Consider the following 23,099-nt stretch of genomic DNA (forward strand, 5'->3'; position numbering starts at 1 on the left):
GGTCAGCGGGCCAGATCCGCCGCGGCCGCCAGCAGCGCCTCGACGACGTCCTCGCGCCCGCCCAGCCCCTCGTCCAGCAGGCCGAGCACCCGGACCGCAGCCTCACGCAGGTCGCCCGCGGCCAGCGCCGTCACCGAGTCCGCCGCCACGTCGTGGACCGGCGCACCGGCGCCCCGCAGGTGCAGCAGCCACGCCGCCACCGGGCGCAGGCTGCCCGGGCCGACACGGCCCGCGGCCACCTCCGCCAGCACCGTCGGGAGCGTGCGGATCGGCAGCTTCTGCGAGCCGTCGTAGGCGATCTGGGCCAGCAGATGTCGGATCCGCGGGTTGCGGTAACGCTCCAGCAGGGCGGCCCGGTAGGCGGCCAGCTCGGCAGCGGGCAGGGCGATGTGCGGCACGGCCGCGTCCCACCACTCCTCGACCCAGGCCAGGCAGCGCGGATCCGCGATCGCGTCGGCGACGGTCTCGTGGCCCAGGATCGGGGCGGCGTAGGCGAGCAGGCTGTGCGACCCGTTCAGCAGGGCCAGCTTCCGGTGCTCGAACGGCTCGACGTCGGCCACCAGCCGGGCCCCCGCCTGCTCCCAGGCGGGGCGACCCGCCGGGAAGTCGCCCTGGATGATCCATTCGCTGAACGGCTCGGTCGGCACCGGTGAGGCGTCGGCGCGGCCCAGCAGCGCGCCCACGGCGGCGCGGTGCTCGTCGGTGGTGGCCGGCGTGATCCGGTCGACCATCGTCGTCGCGAAGGAGACGTTCTCCCCGATCCAGTCGACGAGGGTGCCGTCGACCGCGGCCGCCAGCGACGTCACGACGTCCCGCAGCGCCCGGCCGTTCGACGGGAGGTTGTCGCACGGCACCAGCGTGACGGGCCCGAGGCCCGCGTCCCGGCGCGCAGCCAGACCGGCGATCAGCCGTCCCGGGGCCGTCGTCGGCGCGCCGCCTCCGGTCAGCGCAGCCACGTCGGCGGCGATCCGCGCGTCGGCCAGGTCGACGGCGCCGTCGACGGCCCGGAGGTACCCGGCCTCGGTGATCGTGAGCGTCACCAGGGCCAGTGCGGGGGAGCGCCAGTACCCGAGCCATGCGGAGTGGTCGGCCGCCGCATGCACGGCCGAGAGGCTGGCGATGACGGTGGCCTCGTCGCCGTCGGCGCCCCTGGTCAGGAGCGTGTAGAGCCCGTCCTGGGGGGCCAGGGCGTCGGCGATCGCGGCGGAGCGGCCGGTGAACGCCGCGATGCCCCAGTCGGCCGCGTCGGGTGCCTGGTCGGTATACCAGGCCTGGTGGGCGCGGAAGAAGTTGCCGACGCCGACGTGGAGGATCCGGACGGGGGCGGCGGGCCGGGCGTCGGCCGCGCGGGAGAGCACGGGGAGGCTCACAGGAACGCCTTTCTGGGGTTGTCGGCCACGAGGGTGTGCGCCGCGGCGTGGGCCTCGTCGACGGTGAGGCGGTGCTCGGCCACGAGCCGGGCCAGGTATCCGGCGTCGACGCGTCGGCTGACATCGTGGCGGGCCGGGATCGACAGGAACGCACGGGTGTCGTCGATGAAGCCGGAGGTGCGGGTGAAGCCCGCCGTCTCCGTCACCGCCTCGCGGAAGCGGCGCATCGTGTCGGGAGCGTCCAGGAACCACCAGGGGACCCCGACGAACACGGACGGGTAGAAGCCCGCGAGCGGGGCGAGTTCGCGAGAGTAGACCGTCTCGTCCATGGTGAACAGCACCAGGCGGAAGTTCGGGGACGTGCCGAACGCGCCGAGCGCCGGGGCAAGGGCCCGCGTGTACTCCACGGAGATCGGGATGTCGGCGCCCACGTCGGGGCCGAACCGCTCGAAGGTCGCCGGGTGGTGGTTGCGCAGCGAGGCGGGGTGCAGCGTCATCACGAGGCCGTCGTCGACGGCCATCCGAGCCTGCTCGAACAGCATGTGGCGGCGCAGCGTCGCCCCGTCGTCGGCGCTGATGCGGCCGGCGCGGGCGGCCGCATACAGGGCCTCCGCGACGTCGGCGGGCAGCGGCTCCATCCGGGCATCCAGGTGGGCGTGGTCGGTGGAGATGGCACCGTGCCGGCGGAAGTAGGCGCGGCGGTCCTCCATGGCGGCGACCCACCCTGCGTAGCTGTCGACGTCGACGCCGGAGACGCCCCCGAGGGTGTCGATCAGCGCGTTCCAGCCCGCGCGGGCCGGCTCCAGGTAGTGGTCGGGCCGGAAGGTCGGCACCACGCGGCCGTGCCACGTCGGGTCGGCGGCGAGGCGGGCGTGGTCGGCGAGCGGATCACACGGGTCATCGGTGGTGGCGAGCAGCTCGATGCCGAAGCGCTCGTACAGGGCCCGGGGACGGAACGCGTCCGTGGCCAGCTGCGCGGCGACGGTGTCGTAGATCGCGTCGGCCGTGTCCGGGCCGGGCAGCAGGTCGATGCCGAAGATCTCGACCAGTTGCGCCTCGAACCACAGCTTGACGGGGGTGCCGGCGAACTCGCCCCAGTGCGCGCACAGCGTGCGGAAGGCGGCCCGGGACTGCTCGGCGTCGAGCGGGGTGCCGCCGGCGCCCAGGTCCTCGAGGCGCTCACCGTTGGCGTGCAGGATGCGCATGATGTAGTGGTCCGGCGACAGCAGCAGCGACGTCGGATCGGTGAACGGGGCGTCGTCGGCGAGCCAGCTGACGGGCACGTGGCCGTGCGGGGAGATGATCGGGAGATCCCGGACGCTCTCGTAGATCGAGCGCGCGACGTCGCGCAGGGCCGGGTCGGCCGGCAGCAGCCGGTCAGGGTGCAGTTCGAGCCTGGTCATGCCTCAGGGTGGCCCGCGGGTCCGCGCCACGGCAACCTTGTTGCCATCGGTTGCCGCCTGTCAGCCGCGGGCGGGGCCGGTGGTGCCGCGGACGATCAGCCGGGTGGGCAGCAGCCGGGCCGGGGGCTCCGGAGGGCGGGTGCCGCTGATCCGGGCCAGCAGGTCGGCGACGGCCCCCGCCCCCAGCGCCCTGGCCGGCGGCGCGACCGTGGTGAGGGCCGGCGTCAGCAGCCGTCCCGCGGGGATGTCGTCGAAGCCCACGATGCTGACGTCGCGCGGCGCGGCGCGGCCCAGGCTCCGCAGCCCCTGCAGTAGGCCGATGGCCATCAGGTCGTTGTAGGCGATCACGGAGGAGGGCCCCCTTCTGCCGAGCTGTATCGCGGCCGCCCAGCCGCCCTCGAACGTCGGCAGGAACGGCCCGATGGTCGTGGCCTCCATGCCCAGCGCCGCGGCCGCGTCACGGACCGCCGCAGCCCGGATGCCGTCGCTCCAGGCGGCCTCCGGCCCGTGGACATAGACGACCTGCCCGTGGCCCTGGTCGCGCAGGTGATCCATCGCCTCGCGCACCCCGCCGGCGTTGTCGCTGGCGATGCTCGGCAGCCCGCGGAGCTCCCGGTTGACCAGGATGAGTGGCACCTTGCGTCCCACGACGCGCAGCGAGGCGTCGGGCATCCGGGAGCTGGCGACCACGACACCGTCGACGAGCGGCAGCACCCGCTCGAGCACGGACCGCTCCCGCCGACCCGACTCCCGCGTGTCGAGCAGCATCACCTCGTAGCCAGCGTCCGCGGCCGTCAGCTGCGCGCCGCGGAAGATGCCGGCGTAGAACGGATTGCCGATGTCGGAGACCAGCGCGGCCAGCATCCGCGCCGAGGCGGGGGCCTCCGCCCTGTCCTTCGACGGATAGCCGACCCGCGCCGCCACCTCCCTGACGTGGGCTGCGGTCGCGGCGCTGACACGACCCGGGCGCGTGAAGGTGCGGCTGACGGTGGACGGCGCCACGCCGGCGGCCGCGGCCACGTCGTAGATCGTGACCCGTCCATCGTGCCGGGGCTCCATGGCCGACAGGATATCGACCATGTCGCCGGGCCGGTCCGCGCCGTCGCCGCGGCCGCGGTAGCGTCTCCTGAGCGCCGCCATGAGTCACCGTCGACCCAGGGAGGACCCCCTTGTTCAGCATCACCAAGAACCGGCAGGACGCCGCCACGCTGCGCCGCATGATCGAGCGCGCGTACGGCCCCGAGCAGGTGCCCGTCGGCGACGACTTCGCCCACGAGTTCACCCACGGCTGGTTCAACGCCGCCTACCGGATCGACCTGCGTGACGGCACCGCCGTCGCCCTCAAGATCGCCCCGCCCGCGGGGGTCGCGGTCCTGACCCGCGAGCAGAACATGATGCGGGCCGAGCTGGAGGCCATGCGGCTCGCGCACGAGCACACCTCGGTGCCCGTGCCCCGGATCGACTACGCCGACCTCACCCACGACCACGAGCGCGCCATCTACGGCGACCCGCTCATGGAGGCGGGGTTGACCGGCCTCGACATGCCGGGCTGGTCGCCGGCCGAGCTGTTCGACGCCGGCTTCGGCGCCGGGGCACTCACCGAGAACCAGGCCATCCGTCGCCCGTCGCGCTGCTCTGCACGGGCCTCGGACTCGCCTTCCTCGATCCGCTGCTGATCCTGCTCGGCGCGGACGCCTCGACGCTCGGCCACGCCAGGGAGTACGGCGCGATCATCCTGGCCGGCTCGATCCTGTCGACGGGCTTCTCCGCGATAGTGCGGGCCGAGGGCCGCCTGGCGTACTCAGTGTTGCTGTGGGTGGTGCCCGTCATCGTGCAGATCGTGCTCGACCCGCTGTTCATCTTCGGGCTGGGGGCCTCGCTCGGCTATGGCGTCGCCGTCACCGCCGGGATCCTGATCTTCGCCGAGCCCCTGGTCGGGGCCTTCCTGGCCGACGGACCATCGCGGGCCGACGCCGTCGACGCCGTGCGGATCGTCGCGCTGGGCTTCGCCGTCGCCGGCGTCGCCCCGCTGGTGTCCGGCTACTTCCAGGCACTGGGCCGGGCGCTGGGATCGTATGTGATCTCGATCGGCTCGCTGGTGGCGGTCAAGGTGCCGCTCGTGCTCGCGCTCAGCGGAGCCGGCCCGACCGGCATCTGGGTCGCCCTGCCGGTCGGTGAACTGGTGGCCTGCCTCGGGGCGGCGGCGCTGCTGCTGGCGGCGCGCCACCGGGCCCGGACCCCCGCCTCCGCACCCGGCGCCGCACCCCGTTAGCCGAGCACCCGCCGCAGGTACGGGTTCAGGAACAGGCCGTCGGGATCCAGCTGGGCCCGGAGCCGTCCGAAGTCCTCGAACCGCGGATAGACGGGCGCCAGGTCGCCCGCCTCGCGCCAGTGCATCTTCCCCCAGTGCGGCCGGCCGCCGTAGGCCAGCATGATCGACTCCACCGTCCGGAAGTAGGGCTCGGGGTCCTCGCCACCGAACCTGTGCACCGCGATGTACGCGGTGGCGCGCCCGTGCGCCGTCGAGAGCCACAGGTCGTCGGCCGCGGCGAAGCGGACCTCGACGGGGAAGGAGATGCGCCAGCCGCTGCGGGAGATGGCCCGGCGGACGGCGGCGAAGGCGTCGAGCACTAGGTCGGCCGGGATGGCGTACTCCATCTCGGTGAAGCGGACCCGCCGCTGCGTCGTGAACACGTGCGTCGACAGGTCGCTGTAGGCGCGGTCGCCGCTGAGCCGCACGATGCTCCGGTTGATCCACGGCACCGTCGCGGGGATGGTCCGGCCGACGACACACGCGGCGCGGAGCATGTCGTTGGCGAGCAGGTCGTCGTCCAGCCAGCGGCGGGCCGGCGACAGCGGAGACCGTCCCTCGCCGAGGGGTACCCGGGCGTTGTCCTTGGTCAGAGCACGATCGGTGTGCGGGAACCAGAAGAACTCGAAGTGGTCGCTGGCCGCGACCCGCTCGGACAGCGACCCGAGGACGGCGTCCAGCGGCTCGGGGCGCTCGACGGCGCTCAGGTCGAACGCGTCGACGCAGCGGATCGTGACCTCGACGAGGATGCCCAGCGCCCCCAGCCCCAACGCGACCGCGGGCAGCAGCGCCGGATCGCCGTCGCGGCCGACGCGCAGGATCTCGCCGGTGCCCGTGACGAGCACGGCGCCGACGACCTGGGCCGCGATCCCACGGAACCCGGCACCGGTCCCGTGGGTGCCGGTGGAGATCGCGCCGGCCACGGACTGGGCGTCGATGTCGCCGAGGTTCTCCATGGCCAGCCCGTACGGTGCCAGCAGCGCGGGCACGTCACGCAGCCGGGTGCCGGCACCCAGAGTGACCTCCCGCGTCCCACGGTCGACGGCGAGCAGCCCGGAGAGGGCGTCCAGGCTCACCTGCACCCCGTCGGCCTCGGCGATGGCGCTGAAGCTGTGGCCCGCCCCGACGGCCTTCACCGCCATGCCCTCGGCGGCGGCCCGCCGCACGAGCGCCACGACCTCGTCGACCGTGCCGGGGCGCTCGACTCGTGCCGGGCGCACAGCCACGGTGCGCCCCCAGTTGCGCCAGATGTCAGTCCTCACAGGAATGCCTTTCCTTCGCCCCGGTAGGTGGGAAGCCGGTCGACGACGGAGGTCCCGTCGACAACCACGAACTCACGGACGTGCTCGCTCAGCTCGCCGGACTTGGCGTGCCGGAACCACACGCGATCCCCGACGCGGAGCGAGAGGGCGCCCTCACCCTGGAGGGGGGTCTGCACCTCGCCTGCGCCCTCGCGGTGCAGCATCCGCAGCGACGGAGGGTAGGCGACCAGCGGAAGCCGGTCGTCGCCCGGCGGGCCCGAGGCGATCCAGCCCCCGCCGAGCACGGTGACGCAGTCGCGGCGCGGCTTGCGCACCACCGACAGCGCGAATCCCGTCGCCGTCCGCGGCGTGAAGGCCGCGTAGGAGTCGAAGTAGTGCCCGGCGAACAGTCCGCTCCCCGCGGCCACCTCGGTGACGGCGCCTTCGAGGGTCGTCGTCTCCAGGGACCCGGTGCCGCCGCCGTTGACGAACTCCAGGTCCGCGACCGCGCCGAGGGCGGCCACCGTCGCCGCCCGCCGCTCGGCGAGTTCCGCGGCAGAACGCTCCTTCATCCAGGCGATGACCCGGTTGCTGGCGCGCTGGCCGCGGACCCGGTCCGCCACGCCCGCGATCTGCGCCTCGTAGGCCATCAGCCCCACCAGGCGGAACCCGGGCCGCGCGACGACCTGCTCCGCCAGGGCCGTGACCTCGGCAGGGGTGCGCAACGGCGAGCGCCAGGCGCCGACCCGGCCCAGCGGCCGGGGTCCGTGCCAGGCCGCGTCGAGCTCGAGGCAGACCCGGATCTCCGGGCGCGTGCCGGGCGGGGCGACGGCATCGATGAGGTCGAGCTGCGCGACAGCGTCGACCATGAGCGTCACCCTCGCGCAGGCCGTCCCGGACGCGGCGAGCGCCGCCAGCGCCCTCCGGTCCGCCGTCGGGTAGCCGACGACGACGTCGGGACACGTCTCAGCGAGCCACAGCGCCTCCGGGAGCGTGTAGGCGAGCACGCCGGCGAAGCCGGGACGGCCCAGCAGCTCCTCCAACACTCCCCGCACCCGCAGGGACTTGCTGGCGAGCCGGATCGGCGTGCCGCCGGCCCGGCGGATCAGGTCATCGGCGTTGGCCAGCAGCGCAGCCCGGTCGAGGACGGCGTACGGCGGATCCTCCGCCTGGGTCGCGGCGGTCCACCGCTTCCAGGGGCCATCGTTCCAGCCCTTCACCGGACCCCCTTCACGCGGAAGACGACGATCCCGCCGACGGCCATGATCGCGGCGGCCACCAGGTACAGCTCGGTGTAGCCGGCCACCGACAGCACCGCCCAGCCGACCAGCGGGGCGATCGGCAGGTGCTGCGCGGAGTTCACGATGCCCAGATCCCGGGCCCTGGTCTCCGGGTCGGGGAGCACGTCGGTGAGCAGCGCCTGATCCACGGACAGGAACGCCCCGTAGCCGACGCCGAGCAGGACACCCGCCACCAGGGTCGCCTCCCACGTCGGCAGCAGCGCCAGCAGCAGGGCGGCGACGACCTGGAGGCCGGCGCACACCGCTACCAGCGCCCGCCGTCGCCGCCACCGGTCGGTCAGCAGGCCGCCGGCCCAGGTGGCGACGGCGCAGCCGGCCAGGTAGACGAGGATCAGGATCATCAGCGCGCCGTCGGGATCGGGCATGCGCAGCTCGTCGGACAGGAAGAACAACAGGTAGGTGGTGCCGACGAGGTTGCCCACGTTGACCAGCACGCGTGACAGGCCGGCCCAGCCGAGGTCGCGGTAGCCACGCAGCGCCGTCGGGTGCCAGCGCCAGGGGCTCGGACGCGGCTCGTCCCCGCTCGGAGGCCGCTCCCGGTAGGTGATCAGGAACGGCACCGGGCAGAGCGCCGCGATGACGGCGATGACCAGCCAGCTCGGCCCCACCTCCGGCACCAGTTCCGTGACGATGACCATCCCGATGGCGAGCGAGAACACCTGCGGAAGCCCCATGGCGGCCGATGCCCGGCCCCGCTGATCCTCGGGGACCCGGTCGGCGATGACGGCGGACAGCGACACGAGGACGGCGGCCTCCCCGAGGCCGACCAGGGTCAGCAGCACCGCGGCGCCCTGCCAGGACTGCTGGTAGCCCACGAAGGCGAACGGCACCGTCGCCGTGATGAGCCCTCCGAGAGCCCACAGCCGGCGCCGCCCGAAGCGGGTCCGCGTCCGGTCGCACAACCAGCCGACGACCGGCACCGCGACGACCAGCACCATCGCCATCAGGATGATCAGCAGCGACCCGATGCCCACCTTGTCGTTCGGGTCCAGCACGCTGGCGAGCTTCACGATGAGGAACTGGCCCGGCAGCATGACCAGCATCCAGTAGCCGAACCAGGCCAACGCGAACAGCGTCAGCCAGAGCCCGGTGACGCGTGGCAGCGTCGCGGACGGCGCAGCCGCCCCGGCCGAGGTGGACAACCTCAGCCCCGTCCGCGTGCGTCGAGCAGGGAGCGCAGCCACCGGAACGACGACTTCGGCGTCCGCTCCCCGCTGTCGAAGTCGACGTGCACGAGCCCGAACCGTTGCGTGAAGCCGGCCGCCCATTCCCAGTTGTCCAGCAGCGACCACACGAAGTAGCCGCGCAGGTCCACCCCGTCGGCGACCCGCCGGGGGCGACGGCGGCCAGGGCCGCCCCGAGGTGGCCGGCCAGGTAGGCGACCCGCTCGGTGTCGTCGACGACCCCGGTGGCGTCGGGCTCGTCGGGGAAGCTGGCCCCGCTCTCTGTGATGTAGACCGGCGGCAGGGAGTCGCCGTAGCGGTCGCGCATCTGTCCGAGCAGGACGCCCAGGTAGTCGGGCGCGATGGGCCACCCGAAGCCCGTCAGGTTGTGGCCGGGCAGCGGTTCCAGGCGGAAGGGGAGCCCTGCCATCGCCTCGGAGGTGCCGTCGGGGCTCGAGCCCGTTCCGGAACCCGCCGCGATGACGCTGGGCTGGTAGTAGTTCAGCCCGTAGAAGTCGATGGGCTCCGACATGATCGCCAGGTCACCGTCCGGCATGGCCGCGAACGCGCCGAACATGGGCGCCAGCTCGTCGGGCACCTGCGGGTAGTGCCCCAGCAGCACCGGGTCGGCGAAGATCCGGTTGTGGATGATGTCGAACAGGAACGCCATCTCCGCGTCCGCGGCCTCCGGCCCGGCGGGCAGGACGGGGGAGTGGACGTTGGTGATCCCGACCTGGCCGCGCACGCCCGCCGCCCGCAGCGCCTGCACCGACAGGCCGTGACCGAGCAGCTGGTGGTGGACCGTCGGCAGTGCGTCGAACAGGAGGGCCTCGCCCGGCGCGTGCAGCCCGAGGGCGTAGCCGTTGAGGGTGACCGTCGCCGGCTCATTGACGGTGATCCACGCATCCACCCGGTCGCCGAAACGCTCACCCACCAAGCCGGCGAAGTCGCCCAACCGGAGGGCGGTGTTGCGGTCGAGCCAGCCGCCGAGTACTCGACGGGCAGGTCCCAGTGCGAGATCGTGACGAAGGGGGAGATCCCGGCCGCGGCCAGCTCGTCCAGCAGCCGGTCGTAGAAGGCGACACCCTCGGGATCCAGTGGCCCCTGCCGCCCGGCTGCAGCCGGGTCCAGCTCAGCGAGAACCGGTAGGCGTCCGCGCCGAGCTCGGACATCAGCGCGACATCCTCGGGGAAGCGGTGATAGTGGTCGGCGGTGACGGCCGGCGTCGTCGCGTCGAAGATCCGGCCGGGCAGATCCGCGTAGGCGTCCCACACGCTCGGGGTGCGTCGGCCGACGGTGGCGCCACCCTCGATCTGGGCTGCCGCGGTCGCCGTGCCGACGAGGAAACCGGGGGGAAGGGTGAGCTGAGGGGACGTCATCGGGTTCTCCAAGGACCGGACCGCGTCGTCCGGATGAGTCTGCGCGATGTGGGTCAGGTGTCCCACTGCCTGGGTAGTGTAAGAGTCGGCCCAACGGTGGGCAAGGGTTCTGTCCACGGATCAGGACGCCCAGCGGAGGGGGACGCCATGCCACGCATCGCGGTGGAGGAGCGGCGGCAGCTGCTCGTCGCGGCCGCGCTGCGCGTGGTGTCCGAGCGCGGCCTCGAGGCCGCCACCACCAGGGCCATCGTCGGCGAGGCCGGCATGTCGCTGGCCAGCTTCCACTACGCCTTCGGCTCACGCGACGAACTGATCGACCGGCTGATCGACGAGGTCCTCGTGGTGGAGGAGGCGGCGATCCTTCCCGCCGCCACCGCCGGAGGCTCGCTGGAGGACCTGATCGCGGCCGGGCTGAACGGCTACCTCGGGCACCTGCGGGCCGACCCCGCGCGGGAACAGGTGATGCTCGAGCTCGCCCTCCATGCGCTGCGGACGGGCAGCCCTCTCGCCGCCCGCCAGTACGCCCAGTACACGCGGATCGCCCTGCGGTCGCTGCAGTTGGCGGCCCGGGCGACCGGCCGACGCTGGGCGACCCCGCCCGAGACGGTGGCGGCCCTGCTCGTCGCCCTGACGGACGGGCTGACGCTGACCTGGCTCGTCTCCCGTGACGACGCGACCGCAGAGGCGGTGGTCGCGGCCGCCGCCCGCGCCGTCGCAGCCCTGGCCCACCCCGACCCCGATGAACCTGCGAAGGACGAGGACCATGACTGACGTTGCCGACGCCCTGCGCGCCCATTTCGACACCGGAGCCACGGCCACGCGGCGCTGGAGGGTCACACAACTGCGCGCGCTGCGCGACCTGCTGCGCCGTCACCAGCATCGGATCGAGGCGGCGCTCGCCGCCGACCTCGGCAAGCCCGCCGCGGAGGTGGTGATCACCGAGATCGGGCCGGTCATCGGCGAGATCGACCACGCGCTGCGCCGGCTGCGACGGTGGATGCGGCCCCGGCGCGTGCGCCTGCCCTACCAGTACCTGCCCGCCCGGGCCCGCGTTCTGCGGCAACCGCTGGGTGTCGTCGCCATCATCGGGCCGTGGAACTACCCCGTGCACCTGGTGCTGAACCCGCTCGTCGGGGCCCTGGCCGCCGGCAACGCGGTCGTCATCAAGCCCAGCGAGCTCGCCCCCGCGACTAGCGCGCTGCTCGCCGAGCTGCTCCCGCTGCACCTGGATCCCAGCGCCGTCGCCGTCGTGGAGGGCGGCCCCGAGGCCGTCACGGACCTGCTGCGGCAGCGGCTCGACCACATCTTCTTCACCGGCTCGGAGCGCGTCGGGCGCATCGTCGCGGAGGCAGCGGCCACGACGCTGACCCCGTCACGCTCGAGCTGGGCGGCAAGTCGCCGGTGTACGTCGACGGCAGTGTCGACCTCACCGCGGCCGCGCGACGGATCATGTGGGGCAAGCTGCTGAACTCGGGGCAGACGTGCGTCGCGCCCGACTACCTGCTCGCCACGCCGGAGGTCGCCGGACGCCTCGTGCCGCACCTGGCGCGTGCCGCCGAGGAGTTCTACGGGCCCGAGCCGGCGGCCAATCCGGACTACGGCCGGATCGTCTCGCAGGGCCACACGGAGCGCCTGTCGGGGCTCCTCGACGGGCACGTCGCGGCGTTCGGGGGAGCGGTCGACGTGCCCGCCCGCCACGTCGCGCCGACCGTCATCGACGGCGCGGACCCCGACTCGCCGCTGATGTGCGAGGAGATCTTCGGGCCCGTGCTGCCGATCGTCCACGTCGCGTCGGCACAGGCGGCCATCGACTTCATCACGGCCAGGCCCAAGCCGTTGGCGCTCTACGTCTTCTCCCGGCGCCGCCGGGTGCGGCGGGCCTTCATCCGTGGGACCACCTCCGGGGGACTCTGCTTCGACCTGCCTACGGCACACCTCGCGGCGCCGGAGCTCCCCTTCGGGGGCGTCGGCGCCAGCGGGATGGGGGCCTACCACGGTGAGACGTCCTTCGAGACGTTCAGCCACAGCCGCTCGGTGCTCGACAAGCCGCTGCGCCCCGACACCGTGCGGCTGCTCTACCCGCCCTACCGGGGCAGACGCGCGGCCCTCAGCGTGCGGCTCATGCACGGACGCTCCGTCGGTCCGGCCGCCCCGTGACGCGGGGGCGCGTCGGCGTCGTCGAGGTGCGTGGTGCCCGGGTGCACAACCTGCGCGGCATCGACGTCGACATACCGCTCGAGACACTGGTGGCGATCGCCGGCGTCTCCGGCTCCGGCAAGTCGTCGCTGGCGATGGGCGTGCTCTACGCCGAGGGTTCCCGCCGCTACGTCGAGGCCCTGTCGACCTACACGCGGCGCCGGATCGGCCAGACCGCGCACCCGGACGTCGACCTGGTGCGGCACGTGCCGGCCGCGCTGGCCCTGCGGCAGCGTCCCGGCGTGCCGGGGGTGCGGTCCACCTTCGGCACCTCCACCGAACTGCTGAACGTGGTCCGCCTCATGTTCTCCCGGCTCGCCTCACACGTGTGCCGCAACGGTCACCGGCAACCCCCAACGCTGGCGGTCGCGGCTGAGGAGCCGATCGTGTGCGCAGTGTGCGGGGTGGGCGTCGACGCGCCCGGCGCCGAGGCGCTGGCCTTCAACTCGGGGGGCGCCTGCCCGACCTGTCAGGGCATCGGGACCGTCCGCGAGGTCGACGACGCCACCCTCATCCGGGACGAGGGCCTCAGCCTCGACGAGGGCACCGTCCTGCCCTGGCAGGCCTTCGGGTTCAACGTGCAGCCGTTGATCGCCCGCGAGTTCGGGGTCCGCACCGACGTGCCCTGGCGGGACCTGACCGACGCCGAGCGCGAGATCGTGCTGAACGGCCCCGCAGAGAAGAAGCACATCGCCGTCACCTCGAAGAAGGGCCTGCACGAGCTCGACTTCACCTTCCGCAACGCCCGCCTCACCGTCACCGAGGAGCTGAAGCGGGCCGTCGACGAACGACGTCTCGCCCGGGTCAGCCGCTTCCTGCAAGAACGGACGTGCCCCGACTGCGCCGGCACCCGGCTGTCTCCCGCCGCGGCCGCGCCGCGCATCGGCCCGTTGGGCCTCGCCGAGGTGAGTGCCCTGACGCTGGAGGACCTGGTCGCCTGGGCCGCGGACGTCCCCGCCGGGCTGCCCGCCGACATGGAGCCGCTCGCGCGCTCCCTCGTCGACGTCCTGCTCGCCATGTCGCGGCGGCTCCTCGATCTGGGGCTCGGCTACCTGTCGCTGGACCGGGCAGCGTCGACGCTGTCGACCGGCGAACGTCAGCGGGTGCAGCTCGCCCGCGCCGTGCGCAACGAGACAACCGGGATCCTGTACGTCCTGGACGAGCCGTCCATCGGTCTGCACCCGGCCAACGTCGTCGGCCTGCAGGGCGTGATCGCCGACCTTCTCGCCGACGGCAACTCCGTGGTGCTGGTCGACCACGATCCACTCGTGCTGCGGGAGGCCGCCCACCTCATCGAGATCGGTCCGGGCGCGGGTCGCGACGGCGGCACCGTCATCGCCAGCGGCACCGTCGACGATCTGGACCGCAACCCCGCCTCCCGCATCGGCGGCTACCTGACGGGCCGACGCCGCGTCGTCGCCCGCACCCCCGTCGCCGAGGCGGACGTCTTCGCCCCTGGCACGATCCGGCTGACGACCGGGCCGCTGCACACCGTCTCCGCGCTGGAGGTGGCCATTCCGCGGGGCCGCCTGACTGCCGTCACCGGCGTCTCCGGCTCGGGCAAGACCACGCTCGTCCTCGACGGCCTCGTGCCCGCGGTGCGCGCCGACGGCGCGGCCAGGCCGGGCCACGTCCTGTCCGTGGAGGCCGAGGGGATCGGGCGGGTCGAGGTGGTCGACGCGACGCCCATCGGGATCAACTCCCGCTCCACCGTCGCCACCTACTCCGGGGTCCTCGACGAACTGCGGCGCGCCTATGCGCGCCTGGACTCGGCTGAGGCCGCCGGCCTCGGGGTCGGGGACTTCTCCTACAACACCGGCTCGCTGCGCTGCCAGCGCTGCGAGGGCACCGGGGAGATCAGCCTCGACGTGCAGTTCCTTCCCGACGTCGACATCGCCTGCACCGAGTGCGGCGGTCGTCGCTACGGGCCGGCGGCGGCGCTCCACCGACGACCCTCGGCCGACGGCGGCGGTTCGCTCACGTTGCCCGAACTGCTCGCGTTGACGGTGGACGACGCGCTCCCGCACGTGGCCGACCTCACGAAGGTGGGGGCCCGCCTGGCGGCGCTGCGGGACGTCGGGCTCGGCTACCTCACCCTCGGCGAGGCCACCCCCACGCTGTCCGGTGGCGAGGCGCAGCGGCTCAAGCTCGCCACGGAACTCGGCCGGGCACAGTCGACGACGCTGTTCGTCCTCGACGAGCCGACCGTCGGGCTGCACCCGGACGACGTCGCGGTCCTTCTGGGCGTCCTGCAACGGCTGCTCGACCGGGGCGGCACCGTCGTGGTGATCGAGCACGACCTCGATCTCATCGCCAACGCCGACCACGTCATCGACCTGGGGCCGGGCGGTGGAGCGGCCGGCGGGAGGATCGTCGCGACGGGCACCCCGGCGCAGGTGGCCGCGTCACCCGCCAGCGTGACGGGCCGCTACCTGGCCGGGCACCTGGCCATTCCGGTGGACGGCTACTCGGCCGCCTCCAGCCAGGCCTCCTCCAGTTCGGCCTGACGGGACTGGGCGTCGCGCAGCGCGGCGTCGAGGGTGCCGAGCCGCTCGAAATCGGACGCGGCATCGGCCATGGCGCCGTGCAGCCGGTCGATCTCGGTCGACAGCTTGTCGAGCTGGCCCTCGATGCGGGCCAGGTCCTTCTTCCGCTGCCGCTCCGCCGCGGCATCCGACCGGGCAGCCGCGGGGGCCGCCGCCGTGGCAGCGGCGTCCGCCGCCTCCGCGACCGACCTGGCCCGCGCCCGGCGCGCCAGGTACTCGTCGACTCCGCCGGGCAGCAGGGCCACGGAGCCGTCGCCCATCAGCGCGTGCGTGTAGTCCGTGATCCGCTCCAGGAAGTAGCGGTCGTGGCTGACGACGATCAGCGTGCCCGGCCAGCCGTCGAGGTAGTCCTCGATGACGGTGAGGGTGTCGATGTCGAGGTCGTTGGTCGGCTCGTCGAGGATCAGCACGTTGGGCTCGGTGAGCAGCAGCCGCAGGAACTGGAGCCGACGGCGTTCGCCGCCGGACAGGTCGCCGATGCGGGCGACCAGCTTGTCTCCCGTGAACCCGAACTCCTCGAGCAGCGACGAGGCGCTGGCCTCGCGGCCCGTGGCGAGCCTCGTCTCCTCCTTGAGCCGCTTCACGGAGGAGAGCACGCGGTCGGCGTCGTCGAGCTCGCCGACGGTCTGCGACAGATAGGCCAACCGGAGTGTCCTGCCCCGCTTGATCCGCCCGCCGGTGGGCTGGCGCAGGTCGGCCAGCAGGTCGAGCAGCGACGTCTTGCCGGCTCCGTTGACGCCGACCAGCCCGATCCGGTCGCCGGGGCCGATGGACCAGTTCACCCGGTCGAGCAGCGTGCGTCCGCCGATCGCGTAGGTCGTGTCGACCAGATCGTAGACGTCCTTGCCGAGGCGGGTGACGGAGAACTGCTGCAGCGCAAACTTGTCGCGCGGGTCGGGTTCCCCGGCGATCAGGGCGTTGGCGGCCTCGATCCGGAACTTCGGTTTCGCGGTGCGGGCCGGGGCGCCGCGCCGCAGCCACGCGAGCTCCTTGGTCGCGAGGTTCTTCCGCCTCGCCTCGTTCGCGGCCGCCTGCCGTTGCCGCTCGACCCGCGCCAGCACGTAGGCCGCGTAGCCGCCCTCGTACGGGTCGACGATGCCGTCGTGGACCTCCCAGATCCGGTTGCAGACGGCGTCGAGGAACCAGCGGTCGTGCGACACGACCAGCATCGCGAGACCGGCCCTGATGCGGGCCTGCAGGTGTTCCGCGAGGAAGGCGATGGCCTCGACGTCCAGGTGGTTGGTGGGCTCGTCGAGGACGATCAGGTCGTGGTGACCCAGCAGCACGGCGACGAGGCCGACCCGACGGCGTTCGCCTCCGGACAGTGAGCCGAGGGTGCGGTCGAGTTCGATGTCGGGAAGCAGCGCTTCGACGACGCCGCGACGTGCCGCGTCGGCAGCCCAGACGTGGTCGGGTTCGCCGTCGACGATCCAGTCGCGCACGCTCTGCGCATCGTCGCCGACACCCGCCTGCGTGAGCACGCCGATGGAGGCGTTGTTGGTGATCGTGACGCGCCCCGTGTCGGGGACAAGGTCGCCGGTCAGGATCCGCAGCAGGGTGGTCTTGCCGTCGCCGTTGCGGCCGACGACGCCGATGACGTCACCGGCGCCCAGCCCGAGGGAGACGTTGTCGAGCAGGATCCTGGTGCCGAACCCGTGGGTGACGGACTCGAGATTGACGAGGTTCGCCACAGATCAGCGGCCACGCATGGCGCTGCGGGCGCCCTTGGTGTTGATCGGCCCCTTGGGGATCGGCGCCTTGGGACGCATCGCGTCGAGCGCGCGCAGCCGCTGGTTGACCTCGTTGATCTTCGCCGGCGTCAGCGACTTCGGCAGCTTCTTGATGTGCCCCGCGAGCTTCGCCAGCGGCACCTGACCCTCGTGGTCGCCCATCTGGATGACGGTGACGTCGACGCCGTAGGCCACCTGCTCGTGCTTGCGCTTCTCCGACTCGAGCAGCGGACGGAGCCGCGCGGACTCGCCCTCACCGATCAGGATCAGGCCACCGGGGCCCAGCGTGCGGTGGATGACGTCGAGGCTGCGGGTCGCCGCGATGACGGGGCTGTTGATCCAGCCCTTCGGCAGCATCTGCAGCGCCACCTCGCCGGAGCCGGCCTGACCCTCGAAGCGCTTGTAGACGCCGGTCCGGGCCCGCCAGGCGAAGATCAGCATCGCGCCGAGCGCACCGGCGGACAGACCGAGCACCGCCCAGATCCACGGCGACTTCAGCACGATGCCGACGACGACAAAGATCACGAACGGCACGACGCCGCCGGCGATCGTGAGCGCGTGGAGATACTTGTCGTGCTTGGCGGTGACCTTGTAGGTCTCGACCAGCTGGCGCCAGCGACCCCAGTCAGCGGGGTTCGTGGAGTTCTTCCTACGCTCCTTCTCGGCGATCTTGTCGGCCTTCTGCTTGGCCTCCAGCGCCTTGGCGCGTTCGCTCTTTGCCATCTGCTCTTTCCGTCTAGCTCGAGGTTTTCCTGGCGTCCATCGCCGTGCGGTACAGGCGCCCGGCGCGGTACGACGAACGCACCAACGGTCCGGACAGCACGCCAGAATATCCGATCGCCTTCGCCTCCTCCGCGAGGGCGTCGAACTCCTCCGGCGGGACCCAACGGTCGATGGGATGCAGCGTCGCGTTGGGGCGCAGGTACTGCGTGATCGTGATGATCTCCGCGCCGGCGTCGTACAGGTCCTGCAGCGCCTCGGAGATCTCCTTGGCGGTCTCGCCCATACCGAGGATCAGGTTCGATTTCGTGACGAGGCCCGCCTCACGCGACATACGCAGCACCTCGAGCGAACGGTCGTAGCGGAAGCCGGGACGGATGCGCTTGAAGATCCGCGGCACCGTCTCCACGTTGTGCGCGAACACCTCGGGGGCCGCGTCGAACAGCTGGCCGAGGAGTTCGGGCCGACCCGAGAAGTCGGGCGCGAGCATCTCGACACCGACGCCGGGGTTAACGGCGTGGATCTGGCGGATCGTCTCGGCGTACAGCCAGGCGCCCTCGTCGGGGAGGTCGTCGCGGCAGACACCCGTGATCGTCGCGTAGCGCAGCCCCATCTTCTTCACCGACGCGGCGACCCGCAGAGGCTCCGCCGGGTCGTAGCCGTCAGGCTTGGCGGACTCGATCTGGCAGAAGTCGCAGCGGCGGGTGCACTTGTCGCCGCCGATGAGGAAGGTGGACTCGCGGTCCTCCCAGCACTCGTAGATGTTCGGGCAGCCCGCCTCCTGGCAGACGGTGTGGAGGTCGCCTGTCGTGACGATCTCCTGGAGGTCCCGGTAGTTCGGGCCCATCCGTGCCGTGGTCCTGATCCAGCCCGGCTTCTTCTCGATCGGGGTCTCCGCGTTACGCGCCTCAACTCTGAGGAGTCGGCGCCCGTCCGGCTGTACTGCTGTCACCCGGGTGAGTCTACCCACTCGGGGACGGCGCCCTACCGGTCGCCGCGGGCGCGGATGGGTGCCAGCGCCGCGATCAGGTGTGGCTCCAGGTCGTGGGCGACGGCCGCCACATCCCAGGCGCCGGGGAGTTCCTCCACGATCGAGGTGACGTCGGCGTCGTGGATCCCGCACGGCACGATGTTGCCGAAGCGTTCCGCTGAGCTCTGCACGTTGAGGGCGAAGCCGTGCATCGTGGTGCGTCGCGCCACCCGGACCCCGATCGCGCAGATCTTGCGTTCACGCCGGGAGCCGGAGGCCTCCAGCCAGACGCCGGTGCGTCCCGCGACGCGCCCCGAGACGATGCCGTAGCCGGCGAGCAGGGAGATGACGGCGCCCTCGAGGGCCCGGACGTAGTCGACGACGCCCACGCCGTCGGCCAGGGCCAGGATCGGGTAGCCGACCAGCTGCCCGGGGCCGTGGTAGGTGATCTCGCCGCCACGGTCGACGGGGATGACGGGGGTTCCGTCGGCCGGGTGGTCGGCCGGATCGGTGCGTCGGCCCGCCGTGTAGACGGGGGAGTGCTCGACGTAGATGGCGTGGTCGTCGCGCAGGCCGTCGGCGACGGCGGCGTGCACCTCGCGTTGGTAGTCCCAGGTCTCCTGGTAGTCGGAGAGCTGGTGGGCCTCGCCGAGGCCGCGGTACTCGAAGGTCAGCACGTCTGCCGATGCTACTCCGCCGGGGCGCCGGTTCAGAGGGCCGCCACGAGCGGAACGAACAGCGGCGCCAGCAGCAGCGCGGGCAGCAGGTCGCCGACCGGGATCGGCTTCAGGTCCAGCAGGCGCAGGGCCAGCGCCAGGAGGATCACGCCGCCGGTGGCGGTCAGCGCCTCGACCTGGGCGGCGCTGAGGACGTCACCCGCCAGATAGCCGAGCAGCGTGAGACCGCCCTGGATGACGGCGACGGCGCCGGCGGAGGCCAGCACGCCCCAACCGAGCGTCGAGGCGAACGCCATCGCGGCGAAGCCGTCGAGCACTGCCTTGACGTAGAGCTGCTCGGCGCCGCGGCCCAGGCCGTCGGAGATGGAACCGAGGATCGCCAGGGGGCCGACGCAGAAGACCAGCGTCGCCGTCACCATGCCGTCGACGAAGCGTGCGGCGTCGCCGGAGCGGGTGAACCTGCTCCGCAGCCACGTGGCGCCCTGCTCGAGCCGATCCTCGATGCGCAGCCAGGAGCCCAGCAGCGCGCCGATGAGCAGCGCGGCGAGGACGAGGATGGTGGCCGACGAGCCGACGGCGGCCGTGAGGTCGGGCGACGCGAGCGAGACGACCGAGAAGCCGCCGATGACGAGGGTGAAGAGGCCCAGCAACGCGGTGATCGTGGTCCTCGTCTTCTCAGGCATCCGGTTGCCGAGCAGGATCCCCAGCAGGGACCCGACGACGACGGTGGCCACGTTGACGATGGTTCCCATGCCGATGATCACCCCGGCATCCAACCAGATGGCCGCGCGGACGGGTGCCGGTGCGGCGCAGCCGAGACGGTCGAGGGCCCCGGGAGCCGAAGCTCCCGGGGCCCTCGAACGGAGTGCCGGTCAGACTCAGACGCCGAACTCGCCGCCGAAGTCGCCGTCCTCCAGCCGCTCCTTGACCGACGACAGGAAGCGGGCCGCGACCGCGCCGTCGATGAGGCGGTGGTCGTAGCTCATCGACAGGTACATCATGTGACGCACCGCGATGGACTCGTTGCCGAAGCGGTCCTCGACGACGACCGGACGCTTCACCAGCGCGCCGGTGCCGAGGATGGCCACCTGCGGCTGGTTGATGATCGGGGTGTCGAACAGCGTGCCGGCCGACCCGTAGTTGGTGATCGTGAAGGTGCCGCCGCCGAGTTCGTCGGGGGTGACCTTGTTGGTCCGCGTGCGGGCGGCCAGGTCGGCGATCTTCCTGGCCAGGCCGGTGACGTTGAGGTCTCCGGCCTCCTTGATCACGGGGACGAGCAGGCCCTTCTCCGTGTCGACCGCGATGCCGACGTGCTCGCCGTCGGCGTAGGTGACGGTGCCGGCCTCGGTGTCGATGGTGGCGTTGACGATCGGGAACTGCTTCAGCGCCTCGACGGCCGCCTTCGTGATGAACGGCAGGTACGACAGGGAGGCGCCCTCGCGCTTCTTGAAGTCGTCCTTCACCTGGGCACGCAGGTGGCTGATCGCGGTGACGTCCACCTCGACCGTGGCGGTGAGCTGCGCGGACACCTGCAGCGACTCGACCATGCGGGCCGCGATGGTCTTGCGCAGACGCGTCAGCTTCTCGGTCGTACCGCGCGGGCTGGCGACCGGAGCGGCGGGGGCCTTCGCTGCGGCCGGAGCGGCGGCAGCGGGAGCCGGGGCGGTCGGAGCGGCGGCAGCGGCCTTGGCGGCCTCCGCGGCGTCGCTGACGTCCTGCTTGCGGATGCGTCCACCGACGCCGGTGCCCTTGATGGAGGCCAGGTCGACGCCGGCCTCCTTCGCCAGCTTGCGCACCAGCGGGGTCACGTAGCTGCCGTCGGGCGACGACTCGGCCACGCGGCGGGCCGCAGCCGCCTCGACGGCCGGGCTGTGGGTCTTCTCCTCGGCGGGCCGGGCGGGCGCCGGGGCGGCCGGGGCAGGAGCCGGGGTGGGTGCCGGGGCAGCCGGGGCAGGGGTGGGTGCCGGGGCAGGGGTGGGAGCCGCGGCAGGAGCGGGCGCCGCGGCGGCGGCGTCACCGACGATCGCCAGCACGGCGCCGACCTCGGCCACGTCGTCCTCGTTGAAGCGGATCTCCAGAAGCGTGCCCGCGACGGGGCTCGGGATCTCGGTGTCGACCTTGTCCGTCGAGACCTCCAGCAGGGGCTCGTCGGCCTCGACGGTGTCTCCGACGGCCTTGAGCCAACGGGAGATGGTGCCCTCGCTGACGGACTCGCCGAGCGCGGGCAGCGTCACCTCCGTGCCGGAGGCGGGAGCGGACGGGGCGGGCGCGGCAGGAGCCGGTGCGGCCTCTTGCACGACAGGCGCGGCCGGGGCAGGGGCAGGGGCCTCGGCCACGGGGGCCGCGACGGGCTCAGGGGCCGCTGCGGGCTCTTCCTGCGCGGGGGCGTCGCCCGCCTCGCCGATGACCGCCAGCACGGCGCCGACCTCAGCCACGTCGTCCTCGTTGAAGCGGATCTCCAGAAGCGTGCCCGCGACGGGGCTCGGGATCTCGGTGTCGACCTTGTCCGTCGAGACCTCCAGAAGAGGCTCGTCGGCCTCTACCGTGTCTCCGACGGCCTTGAGCCAACGGGAGATGGTGCCCTCGCTGACGGACTCGCCCAGCGCCGGGAGGGTGACTTCGGTTGACATGTGAATGAGGCTCCTTCGTGCCGCGTGAATGCTCCCACCCTATAACCGAATCAAGCCGGGGTGTGCAGACCTCGTCCGGCCAGTGCCCAGTTCGCCTCCGCGATGGACTCCCCGAGGGTGGGATGGGCATGCACGATGCCGGCCACGTCGTCGGGCGTCGCCTGCCACCCGACAAGCAGCGCACCTTCAGCGACGAGCTCGGCCACGTTGTCGCCGATGAGGTGGACGCCGACGATGGGCCCGTCGGGGCGGCGGACCAGCCGCACCACGCCCGACTCCCGCTCGCCGGGGGAGCGCAGCAGCAGCGCCCTGCCGTTGCCGCCCAGCCGGTAGTCGACCACCTGGGCGTCCTGGCCGGCCTCCGCCGCCGTCAATCCCACCGAGGCCAGCTGCAGGCTTGAGTACGTGATCCGCGGCATGTCGCGGTCGGCGGGCAGGGTGGGGCGGACCGGAAGCCGACCGCGCAGGTGCGCGATCTGCTCCGCCAGGAAGATGCCGTGCGCGTACCCCCTGTGGGCGAGTTGCGGGCCGGCCACGACGTCGCCGGCCGCCCACACGCCGCGCGCCGACGTCCGGAGCCGCTCGTCGACCTGGACGTGGCCCGAGTCGCCGAGGGTGATCCCCGCATCCTCGAGGCCGAGGCCCTGCGTCGCCGGCCGGCGGCCGACGGCCACCAGCAGCACGTCGGCGGTCAGCGTCTCGTCGCCCAGCCGCGCGGTCACCGCGTCATCGGTTGCCGTCACGTCCTCCAGCGCCGCGCCCAGCCGCACGTCGACGCCGCGGGCGCGCAACTCCTTCGTCAGGATGCGTGAGTGGCCGGGCTCCTCGCCCAGCAGAAGCCGTTCTGCGGCCTCGACGAGCACGACCTCGACGCCCAGATCGCGCCACAGCGAGGCGAACTCGACGCCGATCACGCCGCCGCCCAGCACGATGGCCCTCCTCGGCAGCGTGTCGAGCCGGAGCGCGTCCTCGCTGGTCAGAAGGCGTTTCCCGTCGATCCCGAGGCCGAGGGTGATGGGCGAGGCGCCCGTCGCGATGACGACGGCCCCGCCGCGATACAGCTCACCGTCCGCCAGGATCGCCGGACCGGCTCCGTCGGTGACGAGCCGGCCCCGCGCGGCGACGGTGGTGACGCCGCGCCCCGCGAGCAGGCCGCGCAGGCCCCGGTGCAGCTGGTCCACCACGGAGTCCGCGTAGCCGCGCACGCCGGCGGCGTCCGCACCCTCGAGTGTCGCGGCGATCCCGAAGGCGGCGGCCGTCACCACGGTGCGGCGCACCTCCGCCGCGTGGAGCCACGCCTTCGTCGGGATGCAGCCGCGGTGCAGGCACGTGCCCCCGACGGGGGTGTCATCGACGAGCGCGACGCTCAGTCCCAACTGGGCCGCGCGCAGGGCACAGGAGTAGCCGGCCGAGCCGGCGCCGAGGATGACCACGTCGAAGTCAGGCATGGGGCCATCCTCCC

General features: G+C 72.7%; 18 protein-coding genes and 2 pseudogenes. 5 read left to right on the top strand and 15 right to left on the bottom strand.

The genetic code is table 11. From position 1 onward, the window contains the following. Window positions 1–2 precede the first annotated feature (2 nt). Genes H9L22_RS02315 through H9L22_RS02325 form a run of 3 tightly spaced genes read right to left on the bottom strand, consistent with a single transcriptional unit; the run spans window position 3 to window position 3,913 of the window. On the bottom strand, window positions 3–1,370 hold the full coding sequence (locus tag H9L22_RS02315; protein ID WP_187721437.1) for a mannitol dehydrogenase family protein: 1,368 nt from the start codon (window positions 1,368–1,370) through the stop codon (window positions 3–5). Beyond that, window positions 1,367–2,773: a glucuronate isomerase gene (gene uxaC, locus H9L22_RS02320; protein WP_187721438.1), complete on the bottom strand. Its 1,407-nt coding sequence runs from the start codon at window positions 2,771–2,773 to the stop codon at window positions 1,367–1,369. The genes H9L22_RS02315 and uxaC overlap by 4 nt, the downstream gene beginning before the upstream one ends. Window positions 2,774–2,833: 60 nt before the next feature. Next, entirely contained in the window at window positions 2,834–3,913 is a 1,080-nt protein-coding gene (locus H9L22_RS02325) for a LacI family DNA-binding transcriptional regulator (protein WP_226966074.1), read from the bottom strand. A 29-nt stretch (window positions 3,914–3,942) separates the two neighbouring features. On the opposite strand from H9L22_RS02325, the gene H9L22_RS02330 reads away from it, so the two are divergent. Continuing rightward, the gene (locus H9L22_RS02330; RefSeq protein WP_187721439.1) at window positions 3,943–4,449 is read left to right on the top strand and encodes a phosphotransferase family protein; all 507 of its coding nucleotides are present in this window, start codon (window positions 3,943–3,945) and stop codon (window positions 4,447–4,449) included. Window positions 4,450–4,577: 128 nt separating this feature from the next. Continuing rightward, window positions 4,578–5,045, top strand: a complete 468-nt coding sequence (locus H9L22_RS02335) for an MATE family efflux transporter (protein ID WP_187721440.1) — start codon at window positions 4,578–4,580, stop codon at window positions 5,043–5,045. Here the strand turns inward: H9L22_RS02335 and H9L22_RS02340 are convergent. From H9L22_RS02340 to H9L22_RS20215, 5 genes and pseudogenes are all read right to left on the bottom strand, one after another. Next, window positions 5,042–6,346, bottom strand: a complete 1,305-nt coding sequence (locus H9L22_RS02340) for a D-arabinono-1,4-lactone oxidase (protein WP_226966075.1) — start codon at window positions 6,344–6,346, stop codon at window positions 5,042–5,044. The genes H9L22_RS02335 and H9L22_RS02340 overlap by 4 nt on opposite strands. Then, window positions 6,343–7,545, bottom strand: coding sequence for an alanine racemase (locus tag H9L22_RS02345; RefSeq protein ID WP_187721441.1), 1,203 nt, complete (start codon window positions 7,543–7,545; stop codon window positions 6,343–6,345). Before H9L22_RS02345 ends, H9L22_RS02340 begins: the two co-directional genes overlap by 4 nt. Continuing rightward, window positions 7,542–8,768, bottom strand: a complete 1,227-nt coding sequence (locus H9L22_RS02350) for an MFS transporter (protein ID WP_187721442.1) — start codon at window positions 8,766–8,768, stop codon at window positions 7,542–7,544. The genes H9L22_RS02345 and H9L22_RS02350 overlap by 4 nt, the downstream gene beginning before the upstream one ends. Window positions 8,769–8,770: 2 nt before the next feature. Next, on the bottom strand, window positions 8,771–8,941 hold the full coding sequence (locus tag H9L22_RS19440; RefSeq protein ID WP_406707808.1) for a family 1 glycosylhydrolase: 171 nt from the start codon (window positions 8,939–8,941) through the stop codon (window positions 8,771–8,773). Between the two features lie 50 nt (window positions 8,942–8,991). Then, window positions 8,992–10,168 (bottom strand): annotated as a pseudogene (locus tag H9L22_RS20215) (glycoside hydrolase family 1 protein); the annotation flags it as partial. A gap of 147 nt (window positions 10,169–10,315) precedes the next feature. Here H9L22_RS20215 and H9L22_RS02360 point away from each other — a divergent pair. The 3 genes and pseudogenes from H9L22_RS02360 to H9L22_RS02370 all read left to right on the top strand — a co-directional run bounded on the left by H9L22_RS02360 (window position 10,316) and on the right by H9L22_RS02370 (window position 14,871). Beyond that, entirely contained in the window at window positions 10,316–10,939 is a 624-nt protein-coding gene (locus tag H9L22_RS02360; protein ID WP_187721443.1) for a TetR/AcrR family transcriptional regulator, read from the top strand. Continuing rightward, window positions 10,932–12,325, top strand: a pseudogene (locus tag H9L22_RS02365) (aldehyde dehydrogenase family protein). The gene H9L22_RS02360 and the pseudogene H9L22_RS02365 overlap by 8 nt, the downstream one beginning before the upstream one ends. Beyond that, a complete protein-coding gene (locus tag H9L22_RS02370) occupies window positions 12,322–14,871 on the top strand; it encodes an excinuclease ABC subunit UvrA (RefSeq protein ID WP_226966076.1) in 2,550 nt (849 codons plus the stop codon). Before H9L22_RS02365 ends, H9L22_RS02370 begins: the two are co-directional and overlap by 4 nt. Here the strand turns inward: H9L22_RS02370 and H9L22_RS02375 are convergent. The 7 genes from H9L22_RS02375 to H9L22_RS02405 form a co-directional block, all read right to left on the bottom strand. After that, window positions 14,829–16,601, bottom strand: a complete 1,773-nt coding sequence (locus H9L22_RS02375) for an ABC-F family ATP-binding cassette domain-containing protein (RefSeq protein ID WP_187721444.1) — start codon at window positions 16,599–16,601, stop codon at window positions 14,829–14,831. The genes H9L22_RS02370 and H9L22_RS02375 overlap by 43 nt on opposite strands. A gap of 3 nt (window positions 16,602–16,604) precedes the next feature. Beyond that, the gene (locus H9L22_RS02380) at window positions 16,605–17,363 is read right to left on the bottom strand and encodes a DUF4191 domain-containing protein (RefSeq protein ID WP_187721445.1); all 759 of its coding nucleotides are present in this window, start codon (window positions 17,361–17,363) and stop codon (window positions 16,605–16,607) included. 13 nt (window positions 17,364–17,376) lie between these two features. Continuing rightward, window positions 17,377–18,312 (bottom strand): lipoyl synthase, encoded by a 936-nt coding sequence (locus tag H9L22_RS02385; RefSeq protein WP_187721446.1) that lies wholly within the window; start codon window positions 18,310–18,312, stop codon window positions 17,377–17,379. A gap of 32 nt (window positions 18,313–18,344) precedes the next feature. Next, complete coding sequence (gene lipB, locus H9L22_RS02390) at window positions 18,345–19,007, bottom strand: lipoyl(octanoyl) transferase LipB (RefSeq protein ID WP_226966077.1); 663 nt, start codon at window positions 19,005–19,007, stop codon at window positions 18,345–18,347. 32 nt (window positions 19,008–19,039) lie between these two features. Further along, window positions 19,040–19,771, bottom strand: coding sequence for a DUF554 domain-containing protein (locus tag H9L22_RS02395; RefSeq protein ID WP_226966078.1), 732 nt, complete (start codon window positions 19,769–19,771; stop codon window positions 19,040–19,042). 114 nt (window positions 19,772–19,885) lie between these two features. After that, window positions 19,886–21,637: a 2-oxoglutarate dehydrogenase, E2 component, dihydrolipoamide succinyltransferase gene (sucB, locus tag H9L22_RS02400; RefSeq protein WP_187721447.1), complete on the bottom strand. Its 1,752-nt coding sequence runs from the start codon at window positions 21,635–21,637 to the stop codon at window positions 19,886–19,888. A 50-nt stretch (window positions 21,638–21,687) separates the two neighbouring features. After that, window positions 21,688–23,085, bottom strand: a complete 1,398-nt coding sequence (locus tag H9L22_RS02405) for a dihydrolipoyl dehydrogenase (protein WP_187721448.1) — start codon at window positions 23,083–23,085, stop codon at window positions 21,688–21,690. Between the last annotated feature and the right edge of the window lie 14 nt (window positions 23,086–23,099).

This window comes from Tessaracoccus defluvii (assembly GCF_014489575.1).
Taxonomy (GTDB): Bacteria; Actinomycetota; Actinomycetes; order Propionibacteriales; family Propionibacteriaceae; genus Arachnia; species Arachnia defluvii.

Coding starts and splice junctions, on each gene's coding strand:
- H9L22_RS02380 (WP_187721445.1), bottom strand. CDS start 17,363: ATGGCAAAGAGCGAACGCGCCAAGGCGCTGGAGGCCAAGCAGAAGGCC.
- uxaC (WP_187721438.1), bottom strand. CDS start 2,773: ATGACCAGGCTCGAACTGCACCCTGACCGGCTGCTGCCGGCCGACCCG.
- sucB (WP_187721447.1), bottom strand. CDS start 21,637: ATGTCAACCGAAGTCACCCTCCCGGCGCTGGGCGAGTCCGTCAGCGAG.
- H9L22_RS02325 (WP_226966074.1), bottom strand. CDS start 3,913: ATGGCGGCGCTCAGGAGACGCTACCGCGGCCGCGGCGACGGCGCGGAC.
- H9L22_RS02360 (WP_187721443.1), top strand. CDS start 10,316: ATGCCACGCATCGCGGTGGAGGAGCGGCGGCAGCTGCTCGTCGCGGCC.
- H9L22_RS02405 (WP_187721448.1), bottom strand. CDS start 23,085: ATGCCTGACTTCGACGTGGTCATCCTCGGCGCCGGCTCGGCCGGCTAC.